Here is a 17,213-nt window from a genome sequence, read left to right on the forward strand (position 1 = left end):
ATATTTGTAGTCCGGTCATCGAAACAAAAAGTAGGAATGCGGAGAAGAATAATTGAGTAAGGTTTTAGCGCGTCGTGGCCGTTGGTCAGCCTATAAATTGGTGATGATGCAGGCGGCGATAGCTGGGGGTGCTTCAATTATCTTCTTTGCCGTGTGGGGAGCCCAGTTTGGCTATTCTGCTCTGGCAGGAACTGCCATAGCTGTGCTCCCTAATTTTGTATTCGCTACCCTGGCTTTTTCCCATATGGGAGCAAGCTCTGCCGGTAAGGTTCTCAAAGGCTTTTACTGGGGGGAAGCGGTAAAGTTGCTGTTGACAATAGCGTTGTTTTCGCTGGTATTTATCAATTTAAAGGTCGCATTCATGCCCCTTTTTATTTGCTATGTACTGGCGTTGATTGTGCATTGGGCAGCTCCTTTGTACTTCAAGCAAAGTTAAGTGGGATGAATCATGGCTGCACCTGGTGAAACATTAACACCGCAGGGCTATATCCAGCATCACCTTACCAACCTTACCGTTGGTGAAGGTTTCTGGACATGGCACATTGATTCATTGCTCTTTTCGGTTGGTCTTGGCGTGCTGTTTCTGTGGTTGTTCCGCAGCGTTGGTAAAAAAGCAACCTCTGGCGTTCCCGGTAAGCTTCAATGCTTTATCGAAATGATCGTCGAGTTTGTCGACAACAGCGTTAAAGATACATTCCACGGTCGCAATGCTTTGATTGCACCTCTTGCTCTGACTATTTTTATGTGGGTATTCATGATGAACCTCATGGATATGGTGCCAGTTGACTGGATACCACATACTGCCGCTTTGGCTGGTGTGCCTTATCTGAAGATAGTACCGACTACTGACCTTAACATCACTTTCAGCCTCGCGTTGGGCGTGTTTGTGCTGATTATTTACTACAGCATCAAGGTCAAAGGTGTGTCAGGATTTGCGAAAGAACTGACGCTACAGCCCTTCAACCATTGGGCAATGATACCCGTCAACTTCCTGCTCGAAACTGTTACCTTGATAGCTAAACCTATTTCATTGGGGCTACGTCTTTTTGGTAACTTGTATGCAGGTGAGTTGATCTTCATCCTTATTGCGCTGATGTATGGTACCAACTTGGCGATTGCTGCTCTGGGTGTGACTCTGCAACTGGGCTGGCTGATCTTCCATATTCTGGTTATCACGCTGCAAGCGTTTATTTTCATGATGCTGACTATCGTTTACCTAAGCATGGCTCATGAAGATCATTAAGGACTGCTGAAGAAATTTTTTAAACTAAATCATCAACCAACACAGATTTAGATACTGGAGATACAGATGGAAACGATTCTGGGCTTTACTGCAATTGCTGTTGCTCTGCTCATTGGTTTGGGTGCACTGGGTACCGCTATCGGTTTCGGCCTTTTGGGTGGTAAGTTCCTGGAAGGCGCTGCGCGTCAGCCAGAAATGGCCCCTATGCTGCAAGTTAAGATGTTCATTGTAGCGGGTCTGCTCGATGCCGTGACCATGATCGGTGTAGGTATTGCACTTTACATGCTGTTTACTAACCCACTGGGTGCAATGCTGTAATAAACGCTTCTGTCTTAACTCTAAATAGGAGGCTGTTGTGAATATCAACGCTACCCTAATCGGTCAGACGGTCGCCTTTATTATCTTCGTGTGGTTCTGCATGAAGTTTGTATGGCCCCCTTTGATGAATGCCATCGAAGCGCGCCAGAAAAGGATTGCTGATGGTCTTGCTGACGCTGACCGTGCAGCAAAAGACCTGGAGTTGGCTCAAGCGAAAGCGACTGACCAACTGAAAGACGCCAAGGCTACAGCCAACGAAATCATTGAGTCTGCCAACAAGCGCAAGGCTCAGATTATTGATGAAGCCAAAGCTGAAGCAGACGCTGAGCGTGCGAAAATCATTGCTCAGGGTAAAGCAGAAATTGAAGCTGAACGTAATCGCGTGAAAGAGGAACTGCGTAAGCAGGTTGCGACTCTTGCCATCACTGGTGCAGAGAAGATCCTCGAGCGTTCGATTGATGAAGCCGCCCAAAGCGACATAGTTAATAAACTAGTTGCTGAAATTTGATAAGGGAGTTGAGTTATGGCTGAGTTAACCACCATTGCTCGCCCTTACGCTAAGGCAGCTTTTGACTTTGCTGTTGAACATCAAGCAGTAGAAAACTGGGCAGAAATGCTCGATTTCGCGGCAATGGTGAGTGAAAACGAATCCATGAAGCCACTGCTGGCTGGATCTATGTCCAGCAATAAGCTAGCTGCACTCTTTATCAATATCTGTGGCGAGCAAATTGATGAGCACGGTCAAAATCTGATCAAGGTAATGGCTGAAAACGGTCGCTTGGAGGTACTGTCTGCTGTATCTCAGCTCTATGCTGAGTTTCGCCACGAATGGGCTAAGGAAATCGAAGCCAACGTGGTCTCTGCTACTGAGCTTAGCTCTGAGCAGCAACAGCAGATCAGTGTTTCTTTAGAGAAACGTCTCGCACGCAAAGTTAAGCTGAATTGCAGCGTCGATGCCGAGCTTATCGCCGGTATTATTATCAAGGCAGGGGATCTGGTGATAGATGGATCCGTCCGCGGTAAATTAAACCGCCTGTCTGATAAGCTGCAGTCGTAATTGGGAGTTTGAGCATGCAACTGAATTCCACTGAAATCAGCGATCTGATTAAGCAGCGGATCGAGCAGTTCGAAGTCGTCAGTGAAGCCCGCAACGAAGGTACTATCGTTTCGGTCAGTGACGGCATCATCCGCATTCACGGCCTGGCCGATGTAATGCAGGGTGAGATGATCGAACTGCCTGGCAACCGTTATGCAATCGCGTTGAACCTTGAACGTGATTCTGTAGGTGCCGTAGTTATGGGTCCTTATGCCGGTTTGGCTGAGGGCGTAAAAGTTAAAACCACTGGCCGTATTCTGGAAGTTCCAGTGGGTCGTGGTCTGCTGGGACGTGTTGTTAACACTCTGGGTGAGCCAATCGACGGTAAAGGACCAATCGACAACGATGGTTTTGCGCCTGTTGAAATGATTGCTCCTGGTGTTATTGAGCGTCAATCCGTATCTCAACCGGTACAAACCGGTTATAAGGCGGTTGATGCCATGATCCCTATCGGTCGCGGTCAGCGTGAGCTGATCATCGGTGACCGTCAAACTGGTAAAACTGCGATGGCTATCGACGCCATCATCAACCAGAAAGATTCCGGCATCAAGTGTGTGTACGTTGCAGTAGGCCAGAAGGCTTCTACTATTGCCAACGTAGTACGCAAGCTGGAAGAGCACGGTGCTCTGGCCAACACTATTGTTGTGGTTGCTACTGCTTCTGAAGCGGCTGCCCTGCAATACCTGGCACCATACTCTGGTTGTACCATGGGTGAATATTTCCGTGACCGCGGTGAAGATGCACTGATCGTTTATGATGACCTGTCCAAACAGGCCGTTGCTTACCGTCAGATCTCACTGCTGCTGAAGCGTCCACCAGGCCGTGAAGCTTACCCAGGTGACGTATTCTATCTACACTCTCGTCTGCTGGAACGTGCTTCCCGCGTGAACGAAGAGTACGTTGAGAAGTTCACCAATGGCGAAGTAAAAGGCAAGACCGGTTCTTTGACCGCTCTGCCAATTATTGAAACCCAGGCAGGTGACGTATCTGCGTTCGTACCGACCAACGTAATTTCTATTACCGATGGTCAGATCTTCCTTGAAACTGACCTGTTCAACTCTGGCCTGCGTCCAGCGGTTAACCCAGGTATCTCTGTTTCTCGTGTAGGTGGTGCGGCTCAGACCAAGATCATCAAGAAACTGTCCGGCGGTATCCGTACTGCTCTGGCACAGTATCGAGAGCTTGCTGCGTTCTCACAGTTTGCGTCTGACCTTGACGATGCAACTCGTGCCCAGCTGGAGCACGGTGAGCGTGTAACCGAACTGATGAAGCAAAAGCAATACGCTCCTATGAGCGTAGCTGACCAAGCTGTATCTATTTTTGCAGCTGAAAAAGGCTACCTGAAAGGTATTGAGCTGAAGAAGATCGGTGACTTCGAAGCCGCTCTGCTCTCTTTCATGAACGGCGAGCATGCTGAGCTGATGAAGCTGATCAACGATAGCGGTGATTACAATGCCGAAATCGAAGCTGAGCTGAAGGCTGGTCTCGACAAGTTCGTGGCAACCCAAACCTGGTAAATACATGCGAGGTGTCATAAGGCACCTCAGGTCCAGATTGGAGAGTAGAGATGGCCGGCGCTAAAGAGATTAAAACCAAGATCGCGAGTGTGAAAAACACTCAGAAGATCACGTCCGCCATGGAAATGGTGGCAGCCAGCAAAATGCGCAAGGCGCAGGACCGCATGGCTGCAAGCCGTCCATATGCGGAGAGCATGCGTAAGGTGATCGGTCACGTCGCTCAGGGTTCTCTGGAGTACAAACACCCCTACCTGGAGGTGAGAGAACCCAAGCGGGTTGGTTACATAGTAGTGGCAACCGACCGTGGCCTTTGTGGTGGTCTGAACGTCAACCTGTTCAAGAAGGTTGTCGCAGACGTGAAAAGCTGGAAAGAGCAAGGTGCGGAAGTTGAATTCTGCCCTATCGGTGCTCGCAGTGTTCAGTTTTTCAAAAGCTTTGGTGGCAAGGTGCAGGCCCATGCTTCAGGTTTAGGTGATGCTCCCAAGCTCGCTGACCTGATTGGTACTGTGCGAGTAATGCTCCAGGCTTACAACGAAGGCAAGCTGGATCGTCTGTATGTGGTATTCAACAAGTTTGTTAATACCATGACGCAGACTCCTGTGATCGAGCAGCTGCTACCTTTGCCTAAATCAGACGAAGATGACGTAGCGCATCGCTGGGACTACATCTATGAGCCAGATCCAAAGGTCTTGTTGGACAAGCTTTTGGTTCGTTATGTGGAGTCTCAGGTGTATCAGGGTGTCGTTGAAAACATTGCTTCCGAGCAGGCTGCCCGTATGGTGGCCATGAAGGCAGCAACAGACAACGCCGGCACGCTGATCGATGATCTGCAACTGGTATACAACAAGGCCCGTCAGGCGGCGATTACGCAAGAACTGTCGGAAATTGTGTCAGGTGCAGCCGCGGTTTAGGCTGGGTAACGAATACAAGTTTTAGAGGATTAATCATGAGCACAGGTACTGTTGTCCAAGTGATTGGCGCGGTTGTGGACGTTGAGTTTCCACAAGATACCGTACCTCAGGTATATGACGCTCTGAAGATCACAGGCGAAGGCGCCTGTAAAGGCTTGGTGCTGGAAGTTCAGCAACAGCTGGGTGGTGGTGTAGTTCGTACCATCGCCATGGGTTCTTCCGATGGTCTGCGTCGTGGTATCGAGGTAGAAAACTCTGGTTCACCAATTTCCGTTCCGGTTGGGGCTGCGACCCTTGGCCGTATCATGAACGTTCTGGGTGAGCCTGTGGATGAAGCGGGCGCTATCGGTGAAGATGAGCGTTATATCATCCACCGTGATGCTCCTTCTTATGAAGAGCAATCTAACACCACTGAATTGCTGGAGACCGGCATCAAGGTTATTGACCTGGTATGTCCGTTCGCCAAGGGTGGTAAAGTAGGTCTGTTCGGTGGTGCGGGTGTTGGTAAGACAGTTAACATGATGGAACTGATCAACAACATCGCTAAAGCCCACTCAGGTCTGTCCGTATTCGCCGGTGTAGGTGAGCGTACCCGTGAAGGTAACGACTTCTACTACGAGATGAAAGACTCAGGCGTACTGGACAAGGTAGCCATGGTGTACGGTCAGATGAACGAGCCACCAGGTAACCGTCTGCGTGTTGCTCTGACCGGTCTGACTATGGCCGAGAAGTTCCGTGACGAAGGTCGTGACGTACTGTTGTTCGTTGACAACATCTACCGTTACACCCTGGCTGGTACCGAAGTATCGGCACTGCTGGGTCGTATGCCTTCTGCTGTGGGTTATCAGCCAACACTGGCTGAAGAGATGGGTGTTCTGCAAGAACGTATTACTTCTACCAAAGTGGGTTCTATCACTTCGGTACAAGCGGTATACGTACCTGCGGATGACTTGACTGACCCAAGCCCGGCAACCACCTTCGCCCACTTGGATGCGACTGTGGTACTGTCTCGTCAAATCGCTTCTCTGGGTATCTACCCAGCGGTTGACCCACTGGATTCCACCTCTCGTCAGCTGGATCCACAGGTTGTTGGCCAAGAGCACTATGACGTGGCAAACGGTGTACAGACAGTTCTGCAGCGTTACAAAGAGCTGAAAGACATCATCGCTATTCTGGGTATGGACGAGTTGTCAGATGACGACAAGATGACAGTATCCCGCGCCCGTAAGATCGAGCGTTTCCTGTCTCAGCCATTCCACGTAGCTGAAGTCTTTACCGGTTCTCCAGGTAAGTACGTGCCCCTGAAAGACACCATCCGTGGCTTCAAGGGAATTCTGGACGGTGAGTTCGATCACCTGCCAGAGCAAGCGTTCTACATGGTTGGTTCTATCGACGAAGCCGTTGAGAAAGCCAACAAGAAATAACTAGGCAATATTGCATAGTTTGGTAAGGAGAACGGGATGGCAGCCATGACAGTACAGCTTGATATCGTCAGTGCAGAGAGCAAAATCTTTTCAGGCCTTGTTGCCCATTTACAGGTAACAGGTTCTGAGGGTGAACTGGGTATTATGCCCGGCCACACTCCGCTGCTGACCAATATCAAACCTGGCATGGCGCGCATCGTCAAACAAAATGGTCAGGAAGAGGTGTTTTACCTTTCAGGTGGTTTACTGGAAGTTCAACCCAACTCCGTGTCCGTATTGGCTGATGTTGTAATGCGTGCCGATGAGATTGACGAGCAGGCCGCAGTAGAAGCCAAGCGTCGTGCAGAAGCCCATATGGCCGATGCCGGTGCTGACTTCGATTATGCTGCGGCAGCAATTGAACTGGCTAAGGCCGTGGCTCAGTTGCGGGTCGTTGAGACCATCAAGAAGAACATTGCCAGATAACAGCACTGCTGAAAAAAGGCGCCTCAGGGCGCCTTTTTTGTGTCTGTTATTCCTATTGCCCAAGCAGATTTGCAAGCTTCCAAGCTGCGTGAGCGCTGCATTTTTACCGTGATTCCGGTACACTTGCGCCAGCCCAAAGAAAAGGAATCTCTCATGTCATTGAATGTTGTAATTCTCGCTGCCGGGAAAGGGACCCGGATGCGTTCAGATCTGCCTAAAGTTCTGCATAAGGTTGCCCACAAGCCCATGGTGCAGCATGTGATTGATACGGCTCATTCACTTAATGCCGACAAGATCAATCTGGTTTACGGTTATGGCGGCGACAAGCTGATGACGGAGCTGGGCGAGCAACCGCTTAACTTTGTACTGCAGGCTGAACAACTGGGCACAGGCCACGCGGTAGCCCAGGCGATTCCCCATATAGATGACAATGACACTGTATTGGTGCTCTATGGCGACGTTCCCCTCACCCGTAAGGAAACACTGGAAGCCCTGCTTGCTGCCAGGCAAAACGATGGCGTAGCCGTACTGACGGTACATCTGGATGATCCAAGTGGCTATGGCCGTATGGTGCGCGAGCATGGCAAGGTGGTTGGCATAGTCGAGCAGAAAGATGCTACTCCCGAGCAACTCAAGATTAATGAGATCAACAGCGGCATCATGGCATTGCCGGGCAAACAATTGAAAAACTGGCTCGGGCGCTTGGAAAACAATAATGCTCAGGGCGAGTACTATCTTACCGATGTGATCGCCATGGCTCATACCGATGGGGTGGCCATAGATACGGCTCATCCAGTTAATTCCATAGAGACCGAAGGCGCCAACAACAGGGTGCAGCTAGCGGCGTTGGAACGTGCTTATCAGCAACGCTGTGCTGAAGCCTTGATGTTGGATGGTGCCAATCTCAGAGATCCGGCACGTATCGATGTTCGCGGTGAAGTGACTGTCGGCATGGATGTGATGATCGATATCAATGTGATCTTCGAAGGTAAAGTGGTGCTGGGTAATAACGTGACTGTAGGCGCCGGGGCTATCCTTATCGATTGTGAGATTGCCGACAACGCCGAGATTAAGCCTTACAGCATAATCGAGGGCGCCAAGTTGGGTGATGGCGCCAGTGCCGGCCCGTTTGCTCGTCTACGTCCGGGTGCTGAACTTAAGCAGGATGCCCACATAGGCAATTTTGTTGAGATGAAGAAAGCCGTACTTGGCGTTGGCTCCAAGGCCGGACACCTGGCTTACCTCGGGGATGCACAAATTGGTCAAGGGGTAAACATAGGTGCCGGTACCATTACCTGTAACTATGATGGCGCCAACAAACATCTGACCGTTATTGAAGATGAGGTGTTTGTTGGTAGTGACACCCAGTTGGTTGCTCCTGTCACCATAGGTAAGGGAGCCACTCTGGGAGCTGGTTCCACTGTAACCCGTGATGTCGGCGTCGATGAACTGGTTATCACCAGGGTCAAGCAGAAACATATCAAGGGCTGGAAGCGTCCACAAAAGCACAAGAAATAATTCCTCTAAATGAAAGCACCCACTCGGGTGCTTTCTATCTCACAAACCCGTTTAAGGGTTTGAAGTCAATCATATTTAATTGTAAATATCTGTAAAGAAACTTAAATACTAATCCTTCTCATTTATATTTGCTGGCAAAAATAAAACTGATTGCCGGTCCGGCATAGAGAATGAGGTGATTATGAGGTTTAAGTTTTCCTGTGTAGGTATGGCTGTGGTGGCTGCTATCTCTTCAATGCCACTGGCGGCAGAGCAAGTACCAGAAGATATTGAACGTATCAGTGTTACCGGCCGTAGCTTCAATGATTATAAGACCGGCGTCGCCTCAGGCGCGATGCGTGGTGATATCAATCTGATGGATACACCTCAATCCGTTACCGTTATCCCCGACTTTGTTACCGATGAACAGCTGGCAACCAACCTGGCTGAAGTATTGGTGAATGACTCAAGCGTGACCAGTGGCAGTGAAAAATGGAATCGCCAGGTATTTAATATTCGTGGTTTTGAGTTGGACTCAGGTTCTGGGTACCTGATCAATGGTCAGCAGCAGTGGTCGCACTATGTGCAACCTATTGAAACCCTGCAGCAGGTAGAAGTGCTTAAGGGCCCCTCCAGTATGCTCTACGGCCAGTCAGGCCCTGGAGGCTTGATCAATATGGTAACCAAGAAGCCGACCTACGACACACTGTTTAACCTGGGGTTTGATACCGATGACAACGGCTCTACCCGTTTTCAGCTGGACGCCGGTGGTAGTCTCAATGAAGCCCAAACTATCCGTTATCGCACTGTGTTGGTTAAGCAGGATACCCAGTATTGGCGCGAATATCAGAATGGTGAAAATCAGGAAAGAGATCGTTGGCTGGGCTACCTGAATCTGGAGTTTGATATTACCGATGATCTTTTGCTGTCACTGAAATATGACCGCACCCAAGATAAAACCGGAATAGATCGTGGTGGTTGGTTGAACAGCAAGGGAGAGCTCATTGGTGGCCGGGATATTATCTGGGATATGCCATGGGCGTTTACTGACAATACCATCGAAAATTTAGGGGCCGAACTCACTTACTTTATCAGCGATAACTGGAAAGTGAAGGCCGGCTACAATGATCAGCAGTTCAACCGCCAACGGTTGGACTCTCTTCCAAGCTTGATCAAAGGTTCTGAGGACCCGTTTACAGATGGCTACACTGTGAGTCCATTCGATCGTTATGATGATTGGCAACATAAAACAGGGTTCATTGATATTACCGGTAACTTCAGTACCGGCTTTCTGGAACATCAGTTCCTGATCGGTGCCAATATGTTGGACTATTACTATGGACAGTTGCGCGAAAAAGGCACGAGTGTTTCTGTCATGCCTGGCCAGCCCATCGCAAATCCAGGCTTGGACTATCATAACGATACTTCACTCAGTGAAAGCGACTATAAGCATTATGGTTTTTATATTCAGGACCTGGTTACTATCAATGAACAGTGGAAACTGTTGGCCGGTGTTCGTTATGACGAACAAAAGAAGGATGGTGCCGGGAACAACAGCTATGCCGTTTCACCTAAATTTGGGGTGATCTATTCGCCTATGGATAACGGCAGTATCTATGTGAATTACTCAAAGAGCTTCAGTCCCCAAGGGAGCGTTAATGATCCTAATGATGTCAATGACAAGATGAATCTGGATCCTGAATATGGGGAACAGTACGAAATTGGCACCAAGTGGGAACTGTTCGATGGTGGATTATTACTGACAGGTGCCGTGTTTGATATAACCGTCTCCAATGTTACCGTGACTCAAGACTTGGGAGCTGGTGAGTCAATAACCACTCAGAGTGGTGAACAGCGTCATAAAGGGTTTGAGATGGGTGCTCAGGGACGACTCAGTGATAAGTGGTTTATGACAGGTTCCATGATGTACCTGGATGCAGAGTATGATCGCCCTGCAGAAGATAGCCTCAATGGTAAAACGCCGATAGATGCGCCTGAATGGTCGGCCAATATTTGGACCCGTTATGAGATGACAGAAGCATTGGCTCTGAATTTTGGTGCCGTCTATGTCGGTGAACGATTTGCTGATAAAGAGAATATGATCACCAAAGATGGTTATGTACGTTTTGACCTGGGCGCCGCCTATACCATGGATGTGATGGGAACAGATGTCAGCGTAAGGGTTAACATGAAGAATCTGTTTGATAAAGAATATCTTGCCGGCGGTTCCAATACTGACGTGACTGTGGGTGAAGGTCGTCATGTGAGCCTGGCGCTGGAAGCCAAGTTTTAATCGCCAATAGATATCATGCTAACAGCAATGCCGGCCACTCCGTGACCGGCATTTTTTTATGGATGAAATCTAATGCTTCTTGCGATGCGCCCAGGCTCGGGCTGGCTTTAAGGCATGCCTGTATATCGGCTGAATTACTAACGGCTTTTTTCACTCAGTAATTGCGTTTAGGTTTCGAAGTTATATAATTCTCCTTTCGAATCGAAACTTATTCAGTCTGGAATGACCAAACGCAACACTCAACAAAGGCGTCACGCCATAGTTACCCTGCTGCAGCAGCAGGGGGAAGTCAGTGTCGATGCCTTGGCGCTGAAGTTTGAAACTTCGGAAGTGACTATACGTAAAGACTTGGCAGCCCTGGAGAAAACCGGTTTGCTGCTGCGTCGTTATGGTGGCGCCGTCGTCGTTCCTCAAGAGATAACCCAGACCTTGTCTGAACCACCTTCCCGCAACAAGTTGGCCATAGCTCAGGCCGCTGCCGGACTTATCAAAGATCATAACCGCATCATCATAGATTGTGGCAGCACCACTTTGGGGCTTATTCCTGAGCTCAATGATAAGCGCGGGCTGGTGGTCATGACCAATTCCCTGCAGTTGGCCAATGCGATACATGAATTGGAAAACGAGCCCACACTCTTGATGACGGGGGGCACCTGGGACCCCCACTCCGAATCTTTTCAAGGACAGGTGGCTGAGCAAGTATTGCGATCCTACAACTTTGACCAGCTTTTTATCGGCGCCGATGGCATTGACTTGCAGCGAGGCACCACCACTTTCAATGAATTGATTGGACTCAGCCGGGTGATGGCGGATGTTTCTCGGGATGTAGTGGTGTTGCTCGAATCGGAAAAGGTGGGTCGCAGAATTCCTAATCTTGAGTTGCCCTGGGAGTTAGTCACTACCCTGGTGACAGATAATAGGCTGCCAGATGCAGCCGCTGAAAGTATTTCAAATCAAGGGGTAAAGCTGATCTTGGCCCCTTTTACAGCGTAAACTTTAAACTAAGCGGATATTGATATGTGTGGAATTGTTGGCGCAGTAGCGCAAAGGGATGTTGCTGAAATCTTGATCGAGGGACTGAAACGCCTGGAATATCGTGGCTATGATTCGGCCGGTGTGGCTGTCATTCACCAAGGTGAACTGACCCGTACCCGCAGAGTTGGCAAGGTGCAGGAGTTGGCCGATGCTTTGCAAACTGCTCCTTTGGCCGGTGGTACCGGCATAGCCCATACCCGCTGGGCGACCCATGGTGAGCCCAGTGAGCGCAACGCGCATCCACATCAATCCGGCAGTGACATAGCCGTGGTGCACAACGGGATTATTGAAAATCACGCTAAATTGCGGGAGATGCTCAAGGGCTTGGGTTATCAGTTCAACTCAGATACAGATACAGAAGTCATTTGTCATCTGGTTGACCATGAGCTCAAGTCTGCCCCCAGTTTGCTGGCGGCGGTACAAGCCACAGTCAAACAACTGGAAGGTGCCTATGGCACTGTGGTCATCGACCGCCGTGACCCTGAGCGGCTGGTGGTCGCCCGCAGTGGCAGCCCATTGGTAATAGGTTTTGGTCTGGGAGAAAACTTCGTCGCCTCGGATCAGCTGGCACTGCTGCCGGTGACCCGTACTTTTGCCTTCCTTGAAGAGGGCGATGTTGCCGAAGTGACTCGCCGTGAGGTCCATATCTATGATCTGGACGGTAACCCGGTTGTACGTGAAAAGAAAGAATCTGAAATCACCCATGATGCCGGTGACAAGGGCGAGTATCGTCACTATATGCTTAAAGAGATCTATGAGCAGCCAATGGCGCTGGCCCGTACTCTCGAAGGCCGAATTGCCCAGCAGCGGGTGCTGGATAGTGCCTTTGGTGATAATGCAGCCGAGCTTCTCAAAGATATCAAACACGTACAGATCATTGCCTGTGGTACCAGTTACCATGCCGGTATGGCAGCACGTTATTGGCTGGAAGATTGGGCCGGCGTTTCCTGTAATGTGGAAATCGCCTCTGAATTCCGCTACCGCAAGTCGCATCTGTTCCCCAACAGCCTGTTGGTCACTATTTCTCAATCCGGTGAAACGGCCGATACCCTGGCGGCTATGCGTTTGGCCAAAGAGATGGGGTACAAGGCAACCCTGACCATATGTAACGCCCCCGGATCCTCGCTGGTTCGCGAGTCCGACATGGCATATATGATGAAAGCCGGTGCCGAGATAGGTGTGGCTTCCACCAAGGCCTTTACCGTACAGTTGGCCGGTTTGTTGATGCTGACGGCGGCACTGGGACGTTATAACAGCATGAGTGTGGAAATGCAGGCGGCAATCGCCCAGAGTCTGCAGTCTATGCCGGCTAAAGTGGAGCAGGCTCTGGGGTTGGATGATGCCATTGCCGAGCTGGCAGAAGACTTTGCCGATAAGAGTCATGCCCTGTTCCTGGGACGTGGCGATCAGTACCCCATAGCGATGGAAGGTGCGCTGAAGCTGAAGGAGATTTCCTATATTCATGCCGAAGCTTATGCATCCGGAGAGCTGAAACATGGACCATTGGCGCTGATCGATGCCGACATGCCTGTGATAGTGGTGGCACCTAATAATGAACTGCTTGAAAAGCTTAAGTCCAATGTGGAAGAAGTGCGTGCCCGTGGTGGCTTGATGTATGTGTTTGCCGATGTTGATGCTGAATTTGCATCCGATGACACCATGAAGGTAATTCCTGTGCCACATTGTGATGAGTTTATGGCACCGCTTATTTACACCATTCCGCTGCAGTTGCTGTCATACCATGTTGCCCTGATCAAAGGGACTGATGTGGATCAGCCAAGAAACTTGGCCAAGTCGGTTACTGTTGAGTAATTGGGCTCAAGCCTGAAAGTGTTGCCACTAATCGCCTGAGTGTATGCTCAGGCGGTTAATTGTGTCAGCCGCTGCTGCTTTTTTGCTTCGTACCTCTTCCAGACCTTTTCGTGGAAGTAGAAAACAACTGTGTTGATACTGGGTTCTATCAGGGCCACTGCACCACCTATAAGCGCACTTCCGGTAAGCAGATAAGTGATGGTAAAGGCTACGCTGAAGTGCAGTATGGCAAAGGTCATTGTCTTAATCATGGCGGTTCTCCTCTCTTGATAATTTAATGATAATAATTCTCATTAATAATTGAAAGAGAGTTTAACAGATTAATTTGACCGTTTTTATCTATTAAAAAGGCCGCTTATGCGGCCTTTAGTCGTCTAAGACTATCAGTAGTGCCAAGGGAAGCTGGAAAAGTCCTGATCGCGTTTTTCAAGAAACGCGTCTCGGCCTTCCTGGGCCTCGGCTGTGCCATAGGCCAAACGGGTCGCTTCACCGGCAAATAGTTGCTGGCCAACCAAACCATCATCAGGCAGGTTAAAGCCATATTTGAGCATGCGCATTGCGGTTGGGGACTTGGAGTTGATCTCCTTGGCCCAGCGCAGAGCTTTGGTTTCAAGTTCTGCATGAGGAACCGAACGGTTAACCATGCCCATGGCAAAAGCTTCATCGGCACTGTAGTTAAAGCCACAGAAAAATATTTCTCTTGCCCGCTTCTGGCCTATCATCTTCGCCAGATAAGCACTGCCATAGCCGGAATCAAAGCTGGCTACATCCGGGTCTGTCTGTTTGAAAACGGCATGTTCTTTCGATGCCAGTGTCAGATCGCACACCACATGCAAGCTGTGACCGCCACCGACCGCCCAACCGGGAACAACGGCTATGACGACCTTGGGCATAAAGCGGATCAAGCGCTGCACTTCGAGAATATGCAGGCGGCCCATGCGAGCCAAATCGGCCTTACCGGCTTCCTCACCTTCATATTTGTAGCCGTCCTTGCCGCGAATACGCTGATCGCCACCGGAGGAGAAGGAATATTGCCCCTTGGCCGATGGACCATTACCCGTTAACAGCACACAACCTACATCAGACCATTGCCGGGCGTGATCCAGAGCTATGTAAAGTTCATCAACCGTCTTGGGACGAAAAGCGTTCAGGCAGTCGGGACGGTTAATGGCAATTCGCACCGTACCTTGAGATTTGGCTCTGTGGTAAGTGATGTCTTCAAAAGCGAACCCAGCAACCTCTTCCCACAATTCAGGTTCAAAAGTATCGGAAACAAAAGATGTCATAACAAGCAGCCCCTATATTGATAATGGCTCAAAGGCTAGGTGGATTGGCATGGGAGGTCAATGATTTCAGGTGCGGGTTTTGCGACTGTCGACAAAACCCGCGGCTTTATTCAGAGGTTATCGCAGATGAATAACAGATTATCTTTGCTGAAAACCGGATGAGATATGACATTGCCGCGACAATACTCGTCTTTGAAGTCCATCAGGGTATCTGGCGTGGTCAGTATGCCGTCCAGCTCCTGTAGCTCATAAGCCGACAAGCGCTCGGCAATATCTGCCTTGAGGCGGGCCTTTCTCTGATCGAGACGAATGATCTGCGTGCCCGTCATGGCATCCAGCTTGCGTTCAATTTTCTTTACTAATGCTTCGGTTTGGGCAATGGGCTCATCGAGCTTATCCGTCTGAGTGACCAGGTAATAAAGCACTCCGGCCAATATTGCCAAAATAATCCAGCCTTTCATCATTTAGTCCAACTAAGGTTAATAACCCTTGTGTTACAAGGTATAATACGCCAGTTTTTATACAATAAGCAGTAAAAGGCTGTAAAGATGAGTGAAGAGTCGAGCAATAAGGATTATTCGAAAGCCAATCGAATCAAGATTCACCAGCCTGATGCGAGTAAAGCAGACCGCTTTAATCCTCGCAACCGAATTTACGTTCGTGCGGTTGATGGTCTCTGGAGTACGTTAAGGCGGCGGATGGGATGGATAGCTATGCTGTTTTTCCTCATCTTGCCCTGGCTTCCCTGGGGGGATAGGCAGGCAGTCTGGTTTAACCTGGCGGAGCAGAAGTTTCATGTATTCGGCTTGACTATCTGGCCTCAGGATCTGACGTTGCTGGCGGCCTTGTTTATGATTGCCGCCTTTGCACTGTTTTTTGTCACTACCTACCTGGGAAGGGTCTGGTGCGGCTACACCTGCCCGCAGACGGTGTGGACCTTCATTTTTATCTGGTTTGAAGAAAAGCTCGAAGGGGCACGCAACAAAAGGATGAAGTTGGATCAGATGCCCTGGAGTTTTGACAAGCTCTGGCGCAAAACGGCCAAGCATACTGCCTGGTTGCTGATCTCCTTGCTGACGGCCATGACATTTGTGTCTTATTTTGTGCCCTCCAGAGAAGTATACCTCGAGGTATTTACCTTACAGGCCAGCGGCGCCGTGTACTTCTGGGTCATTCTCTTCACTCTGGCAACCTATGGTAATGCCGGCTGGATGCGGGAAATTATGTGTATTCACATGTGTCCCTATGCGCGTTTCCAGGCTGCCATGTTCGATAAGAACACTTATATTGTTGGCTATGACACCAAGCGTGGTGAAACTCGCGGTCCCCGCTCCCGTAAGGCTGATCCCAAAGCTCTGGGGCTGGGCGACTGTATCGATTGTGATCTCTGTGTTCAGGTCTGTCCGACAGGGATTGATATCCGTAATGGCCTGCAGTACGAATGTATCAACTGTGGCGCCTGTATCGATGCCTGTGACTCCACCATGGAACGTATGGGATATGCCAAAGGCCTTATCAGTTACACCACGGAAAACAAACTGGAAGGGATCAAGGAAAAAGTGCTGCGTCCCAAGCTGGTGGGTTATGGTGTTGTGCTTACCGCGATGATTTTGGTGTTTATCTACGCCAGTGCCAATATCGCCCCTGTGCGCATCGATATCATTCGTGACCGGAATCAGCTCTATACTGAGAACACTCAGGGGATGACAGAGAATACCTTCACTTTGAAGATATTGAACAAAACGGAAACGGCCCACGAGTACCAGATGCACATTGATGGGTTGAACAACTATAAGTGGCATGGCCCACAAACAGTGCAGATTGCGGCCGGTGAAGTATTGACGCTGCCTATCAGTGTGGCGGTCGACCCTGTTGAGCTGAAACGTCCTATTACCAAGATAGACTTTATTGTCACTACTGAAGTTGATGGTGAGACGGTTGAAGCCAAACAGGAGTCACGTTTCTTCGGGCCTTAAGTTTTAAGAAACAATTCTTAGATGGATAAAAAGGGGCGAGAGCCCCTTTTTTCATCAAAAAATATCGCTTTTTTGGCCGTTTGGCTGCTTTTGTGAGCGAACGATAAATTAATCCTGTATTTCTAAGATTTAGCTCTTGCACAAAAGTTCAGGCTCCCTATAATGCGCTCCCACTGACACGGTACAGCGGCAACGCGAAAGACGTGACAGGGTCGAAGAAAAGAGGGTTTGAGTCCTTTCAACGGCAGGCGAAAAAAGATGGTAAATACCTCTTGACGCCGCAGCAGGAAAGCGTAGAATACGCAGCCCTGACCCGATGGCCACAGCGCCTAAGGGATTG

17 protein-coding genes are annotated in these 17,213 nt (G+C 49.6%); 14 read left to right on the plus strand and 3 right to left on the minus strand.

Features of this window, described 5'->3' with window-relative positions; all coding sequences use genetic code 11:
* Positions 1 to 52 precede the first annotated feature (52 nt).
* From ACMHXE_RS06030 to glmS, 13 genes are all read left to right on the plus strand, one after another.
* Positions 53 to 436: an ATP synthase subunit I gene (locus ACMHXE_RS06030; protein ID WP_101057236.1), complete on the plus strand. Its 384-nt coding sequence runs from the start codon at positions 53 to 55 to the stop codon at positions 434 to 436.
* A gap of 12 nt (positions 437 to 448) precedes the next feature.
* Positions 449 to 1,243, plus strand: a complete 795-nt coding sequence (gene atpB / locus ACMHXE_RS06035; RefSeq protein WP_039035950.1) for a F0F1 ATP synthase subunit A — start codon at positions 449 to 451, stop codon at positions 1,241 to 1,243.
* 66 nt (positions 1,244 to 1,309) lie between these two features.
* Positions 1,310 to 1,561 carry a F0F1 ATP synthase subunit C gene (gene atpE / locus ACMHXE_RS06040; RefSeq protein WP_025011729.1) on the plus strand — a complete coding sequence of 84 codons (252 nt, stop codon included), beginning with the start codon at positions 1,310 to 1,312 and terminating at the stop codon, positions 1,559 to 1,561.
* 37 nt (positions 1,562 to 1,598) lie between these two features.
* Positions 1,599 to 2,069 carry a F0F1 ATP synthase subunit B gene (gene atpF, locus ACMHXE_RS06045; RefSeq protein ID WP_028780952.1) on the plus strand — a complete coding sequence of 157 codons (471 nt, stop codon included), beginning with the start codon at positions 1,599 to 1,601 and terminating at the stop codon, positions 2,067 to 2,069.
* A gap of 15 nt (positions 2,070 to 2,084) precedes the next feature.
* A complete protein-coding gene (atpH, locus tag ACMHXE_RS06050; RefSeq protein WP_039035951.1) occupies positions 2,085 to 2,618 on the plus strand; it encodes a F0F1 ATP synthase subunit delta in 534 nt (177 codons plus the stop codon).
* A 14-nt stretch (positions 2,619 to 2,632) separates the two neighbouring features.
* Positions 2,633 to 4,174 carry a F0F1 ATP synthase subunit alpha gene (atpA, locus tag ACMHXE_RS06055; protein ID WP_039035952.1) on the plus strand — a complete coding sequence of 514 codons (1,542 nt, stop codon included), beginning with the start codon at positions 2,633 to 2,635 and terminating at the stop codon, positions 4,172 to 4,174.
* Between the two features lie 50 nt (positions 4,175 to 4,224).
* On the plus strand, positions 4,225 to 5,085 hold the full coding sequence (gene atpG / locus ACMHXE_RS06060; protein ID WP_039035953.1) for a F0F1 ATP synthase subunit gamma: 861 nt from the start codon (positions 4,225 to 4,227) through the stop codon (positions 5,083 to 5,085).
* A 35-nt stretch (positions 5,086 to 5,120) separates the two neighbouring features.
* Positions 5,121 to 6,509, plus strand: a complete 1,389-nt coding sequence (gene atpD, locus ACMHXE_RS06065; protein WP_039035954.1) for a F0F1 ATP synthase subunit beta — start codon at positions 5,121 to 5,123, stop codon at positions 6,507 to 6,509.
* Positions 6,510 to 6,545: 36 nt separating this feature from the next.
* On the plus strand, positions 6,546 to 6,974 hold the full coding sequence (locus ACMHXE_RS06070) for a F0F1 ATP synthase subunit epsilon (RefSeq protein WP_025011732.1): 429 nt from the start codon (positions 6,546 to 6,548) through the stop codon (positions 6,972 to 6,974).
* A gap of 153 nt (positions 6,975 to 7,127) precedes the next feature.
* Positions 7,128 to 8,492 carry a bifunctional UDP-N-acetylglucosamine diphosphorylase/glucosamine-1-phosphate N-acetyltransferase GlmU gene (gene glmU / locus ACMHXE_RS06075; RefSeq protein WP_335917714.1) on the plus strand — a complete coding sequence of 455 codons (1,365 nt, stop codon included), beginning with the start codon at positions 7,128 to 7,130 and terminating at the stop codon, positions 8,490 to 8,492.
* A gap of 181 nt (positions 8,493 to 8,673) precedes the next feature.
* The gene (locus ACMHXE_RS06080) at positions 8,674 to 10,764 is read left to right on the plus strand and encodes a TonB-dependent siderophore receptor (RefSeq protein ID WP_226565536.1); all 2,091 of its coding nucleotides are present in this window, start codon (positions 8,674 to 8,676) and stop codon (positions 10,762 to 10,764) included.
* 222 nt (positions 10,765 to 10,986) lie between these two features.
* Complete coding sequence (locus ACMHXE_RS06085; protein ID WP_101057240.1) at positions 10,987 to 11,757, plus strand: DeoR/GlpR family DNA-binding transcription regulator; 771 nt, start codon at positions 10,987 to 10,989, stop codon at positions 11,755 to 11,757.
* Positions 11,758 to 11,781: 24 nt separating this feature from the next.
* On the plus strand, positions 11,782 to 13,611 hold the full coding sequence (glmS, locus tag ACMHXE_RS06090; RefSeq protein WP_251766931.1) for a glutamine--fructose-6-phosphate transaminase (isomerizing): 1,830 nt from the start codon (positions 11,782 to 11,784) through the stop codon (positions 13,609 to 13,611).
* Positions 13,612 to 13,658: 47 nt separating this feature from the next.
* Here glmS and ACMHXE_RS06095 read toward each other — a convergent pair whose 3' ends face one another.
* From ACMHXE_RS06095 to ACMHXE_RS06105, 3 genes are all read right to left on the minus strand, one after another.
* On the minus strand, positions 13,659 to 13,862 hold the full coding sequence (locus ACMHXE_RS06095) for a DUF2061 domain-containing protein (RefSeq protein WP_101057244.1): 204 nt from the start codon (positions 13,860 to 13,862) through the stop codon (positions 13,659 to 13,661).
* Positions 13,863 to 13,994: 132 nt separating this feature from the next.
* On the minus strand, positions 13,995 to 14,897 hold the full coding sequence (locus ACMHXE_RS06100; RefSeq protein WP_413731674.1) for a 1,4-dihydroxy-2-naphthoyl-CoA synthase: 903 nt from the start codon (positions 14,895 to 14,897) through the stop codon (positions 13,995 to 13,997).
* A gap of 110 nt (positions 14,898 to 15,007) precedes the next feature.
* Entirely contained in the window at positions 15,008 to 15,358 is a 351-nt protein-coding gene (locus tag ACMHXE_RS06105; protein WP_101057248.1) for a hypothetical protein, read from the minus strand.
* Between the two features lie 87 nt (positions 15,359 to 15,445).
* On the opposite strand from ACMHXE_RS06105, the gene ccoG reads away from it, so the two are divergent.
* A complete protein-coding gene (gene ccoG / locus ACMHXE_RS06110; protein ID WP_101057250.1) occupies positions 15,446 to 16,873 on the plus strand; it encodes a cytochrome c oxidase accessory protein CcoG in 1,428 nt (475 codons plus the stop codon).
* Positions 16,874 to 17,213: the final 340 nt, after the last annotated feature.

The sequence above is a fragment of the Shewanella sp. BJSY2023SW007 genome (assembly GCF_047314525.1).
GTDB classification, from domain to species: domain Bacteria; phylum Pseudomonadota; class Gammaproteobacteria; order Enterobacterales; family Shewanellaceae; genus Shewanella; species Shewanella chilikensis.